This is a genomic window from Pseudomonas gozinkensis (assembly GCF_014863585.1).
Classification (GTDB): Bacteria; Pseudomonadota; Gammaproteobacteria; order Pseudomonadales; family Pseudomonadaceae; genus Aquipseudomonas; species Aquipseudomonas gozinkensis.
The window spans coordinates 2,825,071-2,838,778 of sequence record NZ_CP062253.1 but is presented as its reverse complement, the minus strand read 5'-3'; the positions used below and the strand labels follow the sequence as shown (position 1 = coordinate 2,838,778).

At 62.9% G+C, this 13,708-nt stretch carries 12 protein-coding genes; 10 read left to right on the top strand and 2 right to left on the bottom strand.

What is annotated here, in order from left to right:
* Positions 1–233 precede the first annotated feature (233 nt).
* The 5 genes from IHQ43_RS12535 (at position 234) to glyA (ending at position 5,666) form a co-directional block, all read left to right on the top strand.
* The gene (locus IHQ43_RS12535) at positions 234–1,439 is read left to right on the top strand and encodes a benzoate/H(+) symporter BenE family transporter (RefSeq protein ID WP_011333741.1); all 1,206 of its coding nucleotides are present in this window, start codon (positions 234–236) and stop codon (positions 1,437–1,439) included.
* Positions 1,436–2,608 carry an NAD(P)/FAD-dependent oxidoreductase gene (locus tag IHQ43_RS12530; RefSeq protein ID WP_192564605.1) on the top strand — a complete coding sequence of 391 codons (1,173 nt, stop codon included), beginning with the start codon at positions 1,436–1,438 and terminating at the stop codon, positions 2,606–2,608. Before IHQ43_RS12535 ends, IHQ43_RS12530 begins: the two co-directional genes overlap by 4 nt.
* 30 nt (positions 2,609–2,638) lie before the next feature.
* Positions 2,639–3,070, top strand: coding sequence for a Rid family detoxifying hydrolase (locus tag IHQ43_RS12525; protein ID WP_192564604.1), 432 nt, complete (start codon positions 2,639–2,641; stop codon positions 3,068–3,070).
* Between the two features lie 92 nt (positions 3,071–3,162).
* Entirely contained in the window at positions 3,163–4,431 is a 1,269-nt protein-coding gene (locus IHQ43_RS12520) for a threonine synthase (protein ID WP_192564603.1), read from the top strand.
* The gene (gene glyA, locus IHQ43_RS12515) at positions 4,428–5,666 is read left to right on the top strand and encodes a serine hydroxymethyltransferase (protein ID WP_192564602.1); all 1,239 of its coding nucleotides are present in this window, start codon (positions 4,428–4,430) and stop codon (positions 5,664–5,666) included. Before IHQ43_RS12520 ends, glyA begins: the two co-directional genes overlap by 4 nt.
* 16 nt (positions 5,667–5,682) lie before the next feature.
* Here the strand turns inward: glyA and IHQ43_RS12510 are convergent, their stop codons facing one another.
* The gene (locus IHQ43_RS12510; RefSeq protein WP_192564601.1) at positions 5,683–5,982 is read right to left on the bottom strand and encodes a hypothetical protein; all 300 of its coding nucleotides are present in this window, start codon (positions 5,980–5,982) and stop codon (positions 5,683–5,685) included.
* Positions 5,983–6,063: 81 nt separating this feature from the next.
* Entirely contained in the window at positions 6,064–6,834 is a 771-nt protein-coding gene (locus tag IHQ43_RS12505) for an AraC family transcriptional regulator (protein WP_192564600.1), read from the bottom strand.
* A gap of 223 nt (positions 6,835–7,057) precedes the next feature.
* Between IHQ43_RS12505 and IHQ43_RS12500 the strand changes: the two genes are divergently transcribed.
* The 5 genes from IHQ43_RS12500 to IHQ43_RS12480 all read left to right on the top strand — a co-directional run bounded on the left by IHQ43_RS12500 (position 7,058) and on the right by IHQ43_RS12480 (position 13,566).
* Positions 7,058–8,689 carry an APC family permease gene (locus IHQ43_RS12500; RefSeq protein WP_192564599.1) on the top strand — a complete coding sequence of 544 codons (1,632 nt, stop codon included), beginning with the start codon at positions 7,058–7,060 and terminating at the stop codon, positions 8,687–8,689.
* A 22-nt stretch (positions 8,690–8,711) separates the two neighbouring features.
* A complete protein-coding gene (locus IHQ43_RS12495) occupies positions 8,712–9,638 on the top strand; it encodes a 4-hydroxyproline epimerase (RefSeq protein ID WP_192564598.1) in 927 nt (308 codons plus the stop codon).
* Between the two features lie 55 nt (positions 9,639–9,693).
* Positions 9,694–10,641 (top strand): dihydrodipicolinate synthase family protein, encoded by a 948-nt coding sequence (locus tag IHQ43_RS12490; RefSeq protein ID WP_064595748.1) that lies wholly within the window; start codon positions 9,694–9,696, stop codon positions 10,639–10,641.
* A gap of 80 nt (positions 10,642–10,721) precedes the next feature.
* Positions 10,722–12,314 carry an aldehyde dehydrogenase (NADP(+)) gene (locus tag IHQ43_RS12485; RefSeq protein ID WP_192564597.1) on the top strand — a complete coding sequence of 531 codons (1,593 nt, stop codon included), beginning with the start codon at positions 10,722–10,724 and terminating at the stop codon, positions 12,312–12,314.
* Complete coding sequence (locus IHQ43_RS12480) at positions 12,304–13,566, top strand: NAD(P)/FAD-dependent oxidoreductase (protein ID WP_192564596.1); 1,263 nt, start codon at positions 12,304–12,306, stop codon at positions 13,564–13,566. The genes IHQ43_RS12485 and IHQ43_RS12480 overlap by 11 nt, the downstream gene beginning before the upstream one ends.
* Positions 13,567–13,708: the final 142 nt, after the last annotated feature.

Sequence of the window (13,708 nt, the reverse complement as noted above, 5' to 3'; positions counted from 1 at the left end):
TCGATACGCCCAGACACGGTGAAATATTTACGAAATAATTTATCGACTTATTAATCAAATACTTAAATTGCCAACAGCGGGAAAACAGCGACTGATAGCAAAAAAACATCTCGTAACAACCTGGCGGACTATTGAATCAACTCAATTCATTCAAATACACTCATCTCGAATCGAATCAATCGACTCAATTCTCCTGACCACTGCGCGACTTCGCCGCGCCAAGCCGAGACATCATGGACACAATCAGAAAGGACCTATCCCTCTCAGCCGTCATTGCGGGCTTCATTGCCGTGATCATTTCCTATGCCGGCCCGCTCATCATCGTGTTCCAGGCTGCCAAGGAAGCGCACCTTCCAAATGACGTGGTGTCATCGTGGATCTGGGCCATTTCAATCGGCAGCGGGATTACCGGTCTGTTGTTGAGCTGGCGTTTGCGTATCCCTGTGATCACGGCGTGGTCGACCCCCGGCGCGGCGTTGCTGGTGTCGATGCTGCCGACCGTCACCCTGCCCCAGGCCATCGGCGCTTATATAGTGGCCTCGCTGATCATCGCCATCGTGGGCCTGTCCGGCGCCTTCGACAAACTGATGAGTCGCCTGCCCAAAGCCATCGCCGCCGCCATGCTCGCGGGCATTCTGTTCCGCTTCGGCGCCGAGCTGTTTACCTCGATCAAGCTGCAACCGGAGCTGGTGCTGTCGATGATCGCGGCGTACCTGATCTTCAAACGCGTCTCGCCGCGCTACGCCATTCTGTCGGTGCTGATTGTCGGCTGCGCGGTCGCCGCCTCGTTCGGTACCCTCAACAGCGGCTCGATCACCATCGCCGTGGCTCAACCGGTGTTCATCGCCCCTGAATGGAGTTGGCACGCGATCATCAACATCGGCCTGCCGCTGGCGCTGGTGACCCTGACCGGCCAATACGTGCCGGGCATGGCGGTATTGCGTACCTCGGGCTACAACACCCCGGCCCGCTCGATCATTTCGGTCACGGCGATCGGCTCGGTCCTGATGGCGCCGTTCGCCTCCCACGGTTTCAACCTGGCGGCCATCACCGCCGCGATCTGCACCGGCCGCGAAGCCCACGAAGACCGTGACAAGCGCTACATCGCCGGCATCGCCTGCGGGGTGTTCTACATTCTGATGGGCACCTTCGGCGCGACCCTGGCCTCGGTATTTTCCGCCCTGCCCAAAGAACTGATTGCGTCCCTCGCCGGCCTCGCCCTGTTCGGCGCTATCAGCGCCGGCCTGACCGGTGCAATGGCTGACGAGAAACAGCGCGAAGCCGCCCTGATCACCTTCCTGGTGACGGCATCCGGCATGAGTTTCCTCGGCCTGGCCGCCGCGTTCTGGGGCTTGATCTTCGGCCTTGTCGCCCACTTCGTGCTGACCTGGACCCGGGAAAGCAAAGCCGCCGCCATTGCCGAGGGCAGCCGTCCATGACCGCTCGTTACGATTTCATTGTGGTGGGCGGTGGCATCGCCGGTGTCTCGGCCGCTTACGAGCTGGCCGCCCATGGCAGCGTCTGCCTGCTCGAACAGGAACAGCAACTGGCCTATCACACCACCGGTCGTTCGGCGGCGATCTCGATGGAAAGCTACGGCAACCAACAGATCCGCTCGCTGACCTGCGCGTCCCGACGCTTCTTCGAAAACCCGCCAGAAGGTTTGGCGGAGCACCCGCTCTGGGCACCTCGGGGTGCCTTGATCGTGGCGCAGGCAGCACGGGTGGACAAATTGACGGCGCGGTTCAATGCGGTATTGGCGCAAGTGCCAAGCGCAAAGTTCCTCGATGACAAGCAGGTGCTGGAACTGGTGCCCTACCTCGCCGAAGGCGCCTGGAGCGCCGGAATCTACGAGCCCAGCGCCTTCGATCTGGATGTGCACGGGATCCACGGCGCCTACCTCGGCGGCCTGCGTGCCCGGGGCGGTGTGATCAAACGCGAGACCGAAGTGCTGCGCGGCCAACGAAGCGCCGGGCACTGGACCTTGCACACCGGTGACGGCCAGCAACTGGAAGCCGCCATCGTGGTCAACGCGGCCGGCGCCTGGGCCGATGAACTGGCCGAGCGCTGCGGCGTGCCCAAGGTCGGCGTGCGGCCATTGCGGCGCACGGTGCTGGCGGTCGATCCGCAATGCGACGTACACCACACACCGTATCTGGGCACGGTCGACGAAGACATTTTCATCAAGCCTGAAGCCGGACGGCTGATCGTTTCGCCCTGCGATGAAAACCCTTCGCTGCCCTGCGATGCCTTGCCGGAAGAACTGGACCTGGCGATCACCATGGATCGCCTGCAGAACACCACGCGCCTGCGCCCACGCTCGATCATCAACAAATGGGCCGGTCTGCGCACGTTTGTCGCCGACCGCTCGCCGGTGCTTGGCCAGGATCCCGAGGAGGAAAGCTTCATCTGGCTTGCCGCCCTCGGTGGCTACGGCATTCAGGCCGCGCCGGCCATTGCCCGGCTGTGCGCCCACGCCGCGCTGGGTGTCGCCATGCCGGCGGATCTGGCGGCGCTGCAACTCAATTACCAGCACTTTTCCCCGGCTCGCTGCCGCGACGAGGCATTTGCCCGTCTGGCCGTGAAACAGGTTGCCGATTTGCACTAACCCACCACCCACCCAACAAGGATCGTCACCATGCAAACCAACGCTCAAATCCAGTCCGCCGCCAAACCTTTCCTGGGCGAAGAGAACGTGATTTTCACCGACAAGGCGCCACTGCCGCTGGGCACCTATTCCCAGGGGATCAAGGTCAGCCACGGGCAGACCATTTACCTGTCGGCCCAGACGCCGGTGTCGGCGCTGAACAACGAAGTGTTGGCCAAGGATTTCGAAGGCCAGCTGCGCCAGACCCTCGACAATCTGGCGCAAATGGCCGAGGCCGCCGGTGGCAGCCTGGCGAACGTGGTCAAGGTGACGGCGTTCATCACTGACCTGAGCGAGTTTCCGACCCTGAACCGGGTCATGGAGGAATACTTCACCCCGCCGTATCCGGCCCGCACCACCGCCGGCGCCAGTGCCCTGGCACGCAATACCCTGGTCGCCATCGACGCCATCATGGCGGTCTGAAATATCGTCTGTCAGCAGTGCCCGTCGGTCCGGTGTATCGGACCGGCTTCGGCAGGGAATGCACCCGCACAGCGTACTTCCAGGGGATGGCCATGAAGAATTCGTACAGAGAGTATGTGTTGCAGTGCCTGGTATGCGACCGCAGCTACCAGCCGCACGAGGTCAGTTATTTCTGCCCTCATTGCAAAGTCGATGGTGCCCTTGACGCGCTTTACGATTACCCGACGCTCAGACGCGAATGGCCCCGAGAAAGCCTGGCCCATCATCAGGCCCGCGGCATGTGGCGTTATGACCGACTGATGCCGTTGAACTCGTCGCAGTTCATTCCGCCGTTACTGGTGGGCAATACGCCGCTGTACGCGCCGACCGACCTGCTCGGCAAAGGCTCGCGGATCAAGGTCTTGATCAAGGATGAATCGCGCCAGCCCACCGGTTCGCTGAAGGATCGCGCCAGCGCGCTGGCCGTGGCTCACGCCATGCAGTCCGGTGCGCGCACCGTGGCGGTGGCCAGCACCGGCAATGCGGCCTCGGCACTGGCCGGAATGAGCGCCAGCCTGGGCTTGCACAACGTGATTTATTTGCCCCGCAGCGCACCCCGTGAAAAGCGCGCGCAGATGCAGGGCTACGGCGCCGAGATCGTGCTGGTCGACGGTCAATATGACGAAGCCTTCGAGCAATGCCTCAACGCCTGCGAACGATACGGCTGGTACAACCGCACCACCGGCATCAATTCGTACATGAGCGAAGGCAAGAAAACCGTCGCCTTCGAGATCTGCGAACAGCTGCACTGGCAGGTGCCGGATCTGGTGTTCGTGCCCGTCGGCAATGGCTGCATTCTGGGCTCGGTCTACAAGGGTTTCTTCGACCTGCTGCAATTGGGCTGGATCGAGCGCATCCCGCGCCTTATCGGCGTGCAGGCCGAGCAGAGCAACTTCATGTACCGGGCCTGGCGCAGCGACCGACCAATGCAGCAGACCGAACGCATCACCCCCACCAGCCTGGCCAGCAGCATCAACGTGGCGCTGCCCCGCGACCGGCTCAAGGCCATGCGTGCGGTGACCGCCAGCGAGGGCGAATTCATGTGTGTCAGTGACGCGAGCATCGTCGCCGCCGCATCGAAGCTTGCCGCCAGCACCGGCGTGTTTCCCGAAGCCGGCGCCGCCAGTGCCTTCGCCGGCCTGCTGAAGTACGCCGAACAACACCCCGACACCGCGCAGACCGCCGTGATCCTGATCACCGGCAGCGGCTTGAAAGACACCTCCATTTTTCTCTCCGACACGGCCGCGAGCCCGTCACGTGTGTTCCCCCATCACGTGCCGGTCACGCTGACCGAAACGCTTGCACAAGGAATCACCGCATGAGCCTGCAAAATTTCGACCCCGCCATTGCCCGCCTGATCGACCGCGAACGCAACCGCCAGGAAATCCACCTGGAACTGATCGCCTCGGAAAACTACGTCAGCGAAGAAGTGCTCCAGGCCCAGGGCTCGCTGCTCACCAACAAGTACGCCGAAGGCTATCCGGGCCGGCGCTATTACGGCGGCTGCAAGGTCGTCGACGAGATCGAAAACCTGGCCATCGAGCGCGCCCGCAAACTGTTCGGTTGCGAGTACGTCAACGTCCAGCCGCACTCCGGTTCACAGGCCAATCAGGCGGTGTTCCTAGCGGTGCTTGAGCCCGGCGACAAAATTCTGGGCATGTCCCTGGCCCACGGCGGGCACCTGACCCACGGCGCTTCGGTGAACTTCTCCGGGAAGTTTTTCCAGGCGTTCACCTATGGGCTGGAGAAGGACAGCGAAACCCTCGACTACGAAGCAATGGAAGCCCTGGCCCGCGAACACCGGCCGAAGATGATCATCGCCGGCGCCTCAGCCTATTCGCGTGTCATCGACTTCCCGCGCTTTCGTAAAATCTGCGATGAAATCGGCGCTTACCTGATGGTCGACATGGCCCACTACGCCGGACTGATCGCGGCGGGCGTGTACCCGTCGCCAGTGGGCATCGCCGACTTCATCACCTCGACCACCCACAAGACCCTGCGCGGACCGCGCGGCGGCCTGATTCTGGCCAAGGCCGAATACGCCGCCGTGCTCGACAAGACGATTTTCCCGGTTTACCAGGGCGGGCCGCTGATGCACGTGATCGCCGCCAAGGCCGTGGCGTTCAACGAAGCCCTGGGCGACGAGTTCAAGCATTACCAGCAACGGGTGATCAACAACGCGCGGACCATGGCCGATGTGCTGACCCGACGCGGATTGCGGGTGGTGTCGGGCGGCACCGACTGCCACATGTTCCTGCTAGACCTGCGCGCGATGAACATCACCGGCAAGGACGCCGAAGCCCTGCTGGAAAGCGCTCACATCACACTGAACAAGAACGCGATCCCCGATGACCCGCAGAAACCGGCGATTACCAGCGGCATTCGCATCGGCACTCCGGCACTGACGACGCGCGGTTTCGGTGAAGCCGAATGCGCCGAAGTGGCCAACCTGATCGCCGACCTGCTGGAGCAGCCGGACAACTCCGCGCGGCTGGAAAATATCCGCCGTCGGGTGATGCACCTGTGCGAGTGCTTTCCGGTGTATCTGCTGACGTGACGAAACGGCCGGCCACTCAGTTCTTGCACTTGGCCAACACCACCTGGCAGGTGTCGGGGGTGCCACCGGAGCGGCCGGCATAACGGATGCAGTTGTTCAGGGATTTCTGGCGGGCGATGTTCAAGGATGAACCCCAGGCCAACCCGCCCTCGCCCACCGTCGGCAGCGCTTTGGCATAGCAACTGTCGCCGACCCCAGACGCGGGATACCGGTTTTTGGCCGCCCGACTGGAGCAGCCGGCGGTCAGCACCAGACTGACGGCAATCAGGCCCGGCAGGATCCATGACGAGCATTGGCACAACCGCTTTGTGCTCATCGCGTTTCCTCTGCCGCAAGGCCTTTCATGTGATGGAGGTGCATGTCCCTTTGAGTCTAGTCGTGGCTAACCGAAAGCGACTCAACGTTCCGTCGCTTGCCGATACTGGCGTGGGGTGAACCCGGTCGACGCCTTGAACTGGCGAGTGAAGGCGCTGTGATCGGTGTAGCCGCATTGCAGCGCCACCTCGGTGATCGGCAGTTCGGTGTGCAACAGGCGATGGGCATGTTCCAGCCGCACTTTCTGAATCATCTGCCTCGGCGTCAGGTGAAAGACCCGTTTGCAGTAGCGCTCAAGTTGCGCCACCGAAATACCAGCGATCCGGGTCAGTTCGCCCAAGGTGACACGCCGATTGAAATGCGCGCGGATGTGTTCGTCGACCGCCGCCAGACGCTGAAACGCCGGGTGGGTTTCGCTGGCCGATTGCAGGTCCACCGAAATCCCCGCGAGGCCGATGATCTCGCCGTCACGGTTGTACAGCGGACGCTTGTGCGTCAGGCACCAGCCCGGTTCGCGACTGCCGTACAGGTGCAGTTCCAGCTGATCCTCCAGCACGAAACCCTCTTCCAGCACCCGCCGATCCTGCTCGGTATAACCCGGCCCCAGTTGCGCCGGAAACACCTGCGCACTGGTCTTGCCGAGCAGTGGCTTAAGGTCTTTCAGGCCGCAGCGCTGCACCAGCGTGCGATTGGCCAGGACATACCGTGCCTGCACATCCTTGATGAAGATCGCCGCGTTCGGAATCACGTCGAGCATCGGCAACAGCGGTGCCACACCCGCCAGCAGCGCCTCGAGAGTGTGGGGACGATTGTGCCCATCGCCCTGGCACAGGATCGCAAATGCGTTCTGCATGGTGACGGTTTTCCCCGTTGAATGGATCGGGCTGAGGCGTTCGCGTGCAGATTGCAGCAACGTTCTAAGCCTGTCGAGCGCCGCCTCCTTTCTTCGCAACTGTGCCGATTTCGTCATCCGGAGCTGCGCAAAACATCAATCGCCCGACGCCTGATGAGTTCACTGTTTAGCCGTTCCAGTGACTCACACCTGCCTATCCAATAACTCACAAGAAGGCGATGCCATGTCAGGCCAAGGCAAGTTCAAAAAACAACTTTCATTGATCGACCTTACCTTTATCGGGCTGGGGGCGATCTTCGGATCCGGCTGGTTGTTCGCGGCCAGTCACGTGTCGGCGATTGCCGGGCCGGCGGGGATTTTTTCCTGGTTGCTGGGCGGGTTCGCCGTGTTGCTGCTGGGCATCGTCTACTGCGAACTGGGCGCGGCATTGCCAAGGGCCGGCGGCGTGGTGCGTTACCCGGTTTACAGCCACGGGCCGCTGCTCGGTTACCTGATGGGTTTCATCACGCTGATCGCGTTTTCCAGTCTGGTGGCGATCGAGGTGGTTGCTTCGCGACAATACGCGGCGGCCTGGTTTCCGAGCCTGACCAAGGCCGGCGGCGGTGACCCGACCCTGCTCGGCTGGCTGGTGCAGTTCGGCCTGCTGTGCGTGTTCTTCCTGCTCAACTACCGCAGCGTGAAGACTTTCGCCAAAGCCAACAATCTGGTCAGCGTGTTCAAGTTCATCGTGCCGCTGCTGGTGATCGGTGTGCTGTTCACCTTCTTCAAACCGGAAAACTTTCAGATTCAAGGCTTCGCCCCTTTCGGGCTCTCGGGCATCGAGATGGCCGTCTCCGCCGGCGGCGTGATCTTCGCCTACCTCGGCCTGACCCCGATCATCTCGGTGGCCAGCGAAGTGAAAAATCCCCAGCGCACCATTCCGATTGCACTGATCCTGTCGGTGCTGCTCTCCACCGCGATTTACGTGTTGCTGCAAACCGCCTTCCTCGGCGGCATCCCGACCGAATTGCTCGCCAATGGCTGGGCCGGGGTTTCCAAGGAATTCGCCCTGCCGTACCGCGACATCGCCCTGGCACTGGGCGTGGGCTGGCTTGCGTATCTGGTAGTGGCGGACGCGGTGATCTCCCCCAGCGGCTGCGGCAACATCTACATGAACGCCACGCCTCGGGTGATCTACGGCTGGGCGCAGACCGGCACCTTCTTCAAGGTCTTCACCCACATCGACGCGAAGTCCGGCATCCCGCGTCCGGCGCTGTGGCTGACCTTCGCCCTGTCGGTGTTCTGGACCCTGCCGTTTCCGTCCTGGGAAGCGCTGATCAACGTGGTGTCCGCCGCGCTGGTGCTGAGCTACGCCGTCGCTCCAGTGACCGTCGCCGCGCTGCGCCGCAATGCGCCCGACATGCCGCGCCCGTTCCGGGTCAAGTGCATGGGCGTGCTGGGGCCGGTGTCATTCATCATCGCCGCGCTGATCGTTTACTGGTCGGGCTGGAACACCGTGTCCTGGCTGCTCGGCCTGCAAATCCTGATGTTCGTCGTCTACCTGCTCTGCGGCCGCTTCGTGCCGACCGCTCACCTCAGCCTGTCCCGGCAAGTGCGCTCGTCCGCGTGGCTGATTGCCTTCTACGCCGTGACCATCGTCCTGTCGAAACTCGGCACCTTTGGCGGCCTGGGCATCCTCACCCATCCGTTCGACACCTTGGTCGTCGCAGCCTGTGCGATGGGCATCTATTACTGGGGCGCCGCCACTGGCGTACCGGCACACCTGCTAAGCCTGGAATCGGAAGAGGATGAAAGCGAAGTCGCTTCGCCGTCACCCGCCTCCGCCGCCAACCCGCGCACTGCCGGCGCTTACTGAAATCACTCAACGGGACCTGCCCATGAAACGAGTACACGTCATTGATTCCCACACCGGCGGCGAGCCCACGCGTCTGGTGATGAAGGGTTTCCCCGACCTGCCGGGCCGCACCATGGCCGAGAAACGCGACGCCCTGCGCAATCAGCATGACCAGTGGCGCCGCGCCTGCCTGCTGGAACCGCGCGGCAACGATGTGCTGGTGGGCGCGCTGTATTGCGAGCCGGTGTCGCCGGACGCCACCTGCGGGGTGATCTTCTTCAACAACGCCGGTTACCTCGGCATGTGCGGCCACGGCACCATCGGCCTCGTCGCATCGCTGCAACATCTGGGGCTGATCGCGCCGGGCGTGCACAAGATCGACACGCCGGTCGGCCCGGTCAGCGCATCGTTGCATGAAGACGGTGCCGTGACCCTGGGCAACGTGCCCGCCTATCGCTCACGCAAACAGGTGGCGGTGGAAGTGCCGGGATACGGCCGCTTCCTCGGTGACGTCGCCTATGGCGGCAACTGGTTTTTCCTGGTCTCCGAACATGGCCAGACGCTGACGATGGACAACGTCGAAACCCTGACCGACTTCACCTGGAAAATGCTCAAGGCCCTCGAAGACCAAGGCATCCATGGCGAGGACGGCGCGGTCATCGACCACATCGAACTGTTCGCCGATGACGCCGAGGCCGACAGCCGCAACTTCGTCATGTGCCCCGGCAAGGCTTACGACCGCTCCCCTTGCGGCACCGGCACCAGCGCCAAACTGGCGTGCCTGGCCGCCGACGAAAAACTCGCGCCGGGCGAGCGCTGGGTGCAGGCGAGCATCACCGGCAGCCAGTTCGAAGGCCGCTTCGAATGGGAAGGCGAACGCATCCGCCCCTACATCACCGGCCGCGCTCACATGACCGCCGACAGCACGTTGCTGATCGACGAAACAGATCCGTTCGCGTGGGGCATCTGAGCCGCTGCGCTGTTTTTTCAAACCCCTCTGAAAGACCGTTCCAAGGAGAACAATAATGAGCGACAACATCTTCACCGGCTGCATGCCCGCCCTGATGACCCCGTGTACCGCCGCGCGCAAACCGGACTTCGATGCGCTGGTAGCCAAGGGTCGCGAGCTGATCGATATCGGCATGAGCGCGGTCGTCTACTGCGGCTCCATGGGCGACTGGCCGCTGCTCACCGAAGCCGAGCGTCAGGAAGGCGTGGCGCGGCTGGTGGCAGCCGGGATTCCGACCATCGTCGGCACCGGCGCGGTCAACACCCGTGAAGCGGTGTCCCACGCAGCTCATGCGGCGAAAGTCGGCGCGCAGGGCTTGATGGTGATTCCTCGGGTGCTGTCCCGTGGCGCTTCGGCGGCAGCGCAAAAAGCCCACTTCGCGGCGATTCTGCAAGCCGCGCCGAACCTGCCGGCGGTGATCTACAACAGCCCCTACTACGGCTTCGCTACCCGCGCCGACCTGTTCTTCGAACTGCGCCGAGAATACCCGAACCTGATCGGCTTCAAGGAATTCGGCGGTGGCGCCGACCTGCGATACGCCGCTGAAAACATCACCTCCAAGGACGATGACGTGACCTTGATGGTCGGTGTCGACACCCAGGTCGTGCACGGCTTCGTCAACTGCAACGCCACCGGCGCCATCACCGGGATCGGCAACGCCCTGCCCCGCGAGGTGCTGCAACTGGTGGCCCTGAGCAAGCAGGCCGCCAAGGGTGACGCCAAAGCCCGACGTCAGGCCCGCGAGCTGGAATCGGCGCTGGCGGTGTTGTCGTCCTTCGACGAAGGCACGGATCTGGTGCTGTATTACAAACACCTGATGGTGCTCAACGGCGACAAGGAATACACCCTGCATTTCAACGAAACCGATGCGCTCAGCGATTCCCAGCGTCGTTACGCGGAAGCCCAGTACACGCTGTTCCGTCACTGGTACGAAAACTGGTCGGCGGAACAGAACTTCGCCTGACCTGCCGCTGCGCTCAAGCCCGCCGCCACCCACGGCGGCGGGCCTTATTCGTGACCTGCTTTATTGATAAGGAATGCGCCATGACTCTGACGGGCCAACTGCTGATCGGTCAGCAAACCCTCACCGGCGACCGCGACGTCATCCACGGGATCAATCCCGCAACCAATTCGCCTTTGGAACCAGCCTACGCCGGCGGCTCTGCCGAGCATGTCGAGCAGGCCTGCGCACTGGCCTGGGCGGCGCTCGACCGCTATCGCGAGACATCGCTCGAGGTACGGGCCGAATTCATTGAAACCATCGCGAGCGAAATCGAAGCGCTCGGTGATGAACTGATCGACCGCGCCATGGCCGAAACCGGTCTGCCGCGCCCGCGCCTGCTGGGTGAGCGAGGCCGCACCTGCCAGCAACTGCGGCTGTTTGCCCGCACCGTGCGGGCCGGTGAATGGCTGGATGTGCGAGTCGATACAGCGCAACCGCTGCGCCAGCCGATGCCGCGCTCGGATCTGCGTCAGCGGCAGATTCCACTGGGCCCGGTGGCGGTGTTTGGTGCGAGCAACTTTCCACTGGCATTCTCGGTGGCCGGCGGCGATACCGCATCGGCCCTGGCCGCTGGCTGCCCGGTGATCGTCAAGGCCCACGGCGCCCATCCCGGCACCAGCGAACTGGTTGGCCGCGCCGTTGCGCGGGCGGTCAAGGCCTGTGGTTTGCCGGAAGGTGTGTTCTCGTTGTTGTACGGCTCCGGCCGTGAAGTGGGGATTGCGCTGGTCAGCGATCCACGGATCAAGGCAGTCGGTTTCACCGGTTCGCGCAGTGGCGGCCTCGCGCTGATCAAAGCGGCCCAAGCCCGGCCAGAGCCGATTCCGGTGTACGCGGAAATGAGCTCGATCAACCCGGTGTTGCTGTTTCCGGCAGCACTGCAGAATCGCGCCGAGGCATTGGCCCAAGGTTTTGTAGCTTCGCTGACATTGGGCGCCGGTCAGTTCTGCACCAATCCCGGCCTGGTAATCGCCCGCCAAGGGCCGGCGCTGGACGCTTTCACTCACGCCACCACCGAACTGATCCAGCGCAGCCCCGCGCAGACCATGCTGACGCCGGGGATTTTCAATGCCTACGAATCCAGCGTGAATGCTCTCGCGGAAAATACCCGGGCGCGTATTGCCGCCGTCGGCCTGCGCGCGACGGATCCCAATCAGGGCCAGGCCCATGTATTCGTCACCGACGCCGCCGACTTCCTCGACGATCATTCGTTGCAGGCCGAAGCCTTCGGCGCCGCGTCCTTGATCGTGCAATGCGCCAGCGACGCTGAAATCCGTCAGGTGCTCGAACAGCTGGAAGGCCAACTGACCGCCACGCTGCACCTGGATGACGAGGATCTGCAACAGGCCCGCGCATTGCTGCCAACCCTGGAGCGCAAGGCCGGACGGCTGCTGGTCAACGGCTGGCCGACCGGCGTTGAAGTCTGCGATGCGATGGTGCATGGCGGGCCGTTCCCGGCGACTTCCGATTCGCGCACCACGTCGGTAGGCACCGCGGCGATCCTGCGTTTCCTGCGCCCGGTCTGCTATCAGGATTTCCCCGACAGCCTGCTGCCGACCGCGCTGAAACACGCCAACCCACTGTCGTTGCGTCGCTTGCTCGATGGCCAAAGGGAAACCGCAAAAAATGCCGAATAACCCGCACGACATCGCCGTGGTCGGCGCCGGCATCATCGGCGTCGCCAGTGCCTTGCGCCTGGCCCGTCAAGGCTTGCGGGTGGTGGTGATCGACCCGCAGGAACCGGGCCACGGCGCCTCGTTCGGCAACGCCGGACACCTGGCGACCGAGCAGGTGTTTCCGATTGCCGACAGCTCGATCCTCAAACGCCTGCCGGCCATGCTCATGGACCCGATGGGCCCGCTGCGCCTGGACTGGAAGTACCTGCCCCGCGCCCTGCCCTGGTTTACGCGGCTGTTGCTGAACCTGCGCTCGGCGCCGTTCCAGCGCACTGTTGCCGGATTGCGCGCGCTCAATGAATGCTCGCTCGACGCGTGGCACCGGTTGCTCAATGACATCCAGCGCCCCGATCTGCTGAAGATGGAAGGTTCGCTGCTGGTGTTCGAACACCCCGACTCACGTCCGGCCGTCGAAGCATTACAGCGACGCATGCAACAGCAACAGGTGCCGGTCGATTGGTGGCAGGCCCGTGCGATACGCGAGACCGCGCCGCAACTCAGCGAACAGATTCAGGGCGGGCTGTTTTTCCGGAACACCGGGCACTTCATCGATCCCTACCGCGTCGTTTGTGAGTTGGTGGAAGCGGCGAAAGCCAGCGGCGTGCAGTTTGTGAAGCAGGCGGTTCTGGGCGGGCAACTGAACGGGCATGGCGTCAATCTGAGGACCGGAACCGGCACTCTATCCGCTCGCCAGGTACTGATTGCCTGCGGCGCGCACTCGGCAAAACTCACCGCCGCACTGACCGGCAAAAACGTCCCGCTGGACACCGAACGCGGCTATCACCTGATGTTGCCTCACGAACACAACCGGCTGCCGTTCCCCGTCACCTCACTGGAACGCAAATTCATCATGACGCCGATGTCCGAGGGGCTGCGCCTGGCCGGCACCGTCGAATTCGCCGGCCTCGAAGCCCCGCCGACCATGGCCCGCGCCTGGCAGTTGCATCGGTTGAGCAAAGGGTTGTTTCGTGAGGAGTTGAATGTCGAGGCAGCCACACCGTGGATGGGATTTCGGCCGTCGCTGCCGGATTCGTTGCCGGTGATCGATCGGGTGTGTGACGGGAAGGTGCTGCTTGCGTTTGGGCATCAGCATCTGGGGTTGACGCAGGCGGCGGTGACGGCGGAGATGGTTGGGGGGTTGGTTTTCAGCACAATGCCTGGGCAAGCTGGGGATATGCCAAGGATCGAACTCTACAAACTGAACCGCTTCTGAAGCCTGGTATCAGTTTGCTGCTAGAAGTGCCCGCTCCTGTGCCCGCTTTTACCATGAAGTGAGCAATCGCATTACCGGACGACTGGGCATGGTGAACACTGTCGAACTGCTTTCTCGCAGAAAGTTGAATAGCAAAAAAATC

Excerpts from the sequence above, each read along its gene's own strand:
- IHQ43_RS12535 (WP_011333741.1), top strand. The coding sequence starts at position 234 with ATGGACACAATCAGAAAGGACCTATCCCTCTCAGCCGTCATTGCGGGC.
- IHQ43_RS12530 (WP_192564605.1), top strand. The coding sequence starts at position 1,436 with ATGACCGCTCGTTACGATTTCATTGTGGTGGGCGGTGGCATCGCCGGT.
- IHQ43_RS12525 (WP_192564604.1), top strand. The coding sequence starts at position 2,639 with ATGCAAACCAACGCTCAAATCCAGTCCGCCGCCAAACCTTTCCTGGGC.
- IHQ43_RS12520 (WP_192564603.1), top strand. The coding sequence starts at position 3,163 with ATGAAGAATTCGTACAGAGAGTATGTGTTGCAGTGCCTGGTATGCGAC.
- glyA (WP_192564602.1), top strand. The coding sequence starts at position 4,428 with ATGAGCCTGCAAAATTTCGACCCCGCCATTGCCCGCCTGATCGACCGC.
- IHQ43_RS12510 (WP_192564601.1), bottom strand. The coding sequence starts at position 5,982 with ATGAGCACAAAGCGGTTGTGCCAATGCTCGTCATGGATCCTGCCGGGC.
- IHQ43_RS12505 (WP_192564600.1), bottom strand. The coding sequence starts at position 6,834 with ATGCAGAACGCATTTGCGATCCTGTGCCAGGGCGATGGGCACAATCGT.
- IHQ43_RS12500 (WP_192564599.1), top strand. The coding sequence starts at position 7,058 with ATGTCAGGCCAAGGCAAGTTCAAAAAACAACTTTCATTGATCGACCTT.
- IHQ43_RS12495 (WP_192564598.1), top strand. The coding sequence starts at position 8,712 with ATGAAACGAGTACACGTCATTGATTCCCACACCGGCGGCGAGCCCACG.
- IHQ43_RS12490 (WP_064595748.1), top strand. The coding sequence starts at position 9,694 with ATGAGCGACAACATCTTCACCGGCTGCATGCCCGCCCTGATGACCCCG.
- IHQ43_RS12485 (WP_192564597.1), top strand. The coding sequence starts at position 10,722 with ATGACTCTGACGGGCCAACTGCTGATCGGTCAGCAAACCCTCACCGGC.
- IHQ43_RS12480 (WP_192564596.1), top strand. The coding sequence starts at position 12,304 with ATGCCGAATAACCCGCACGACATCGCCGTGGTCGGCGCCGGCATCATC.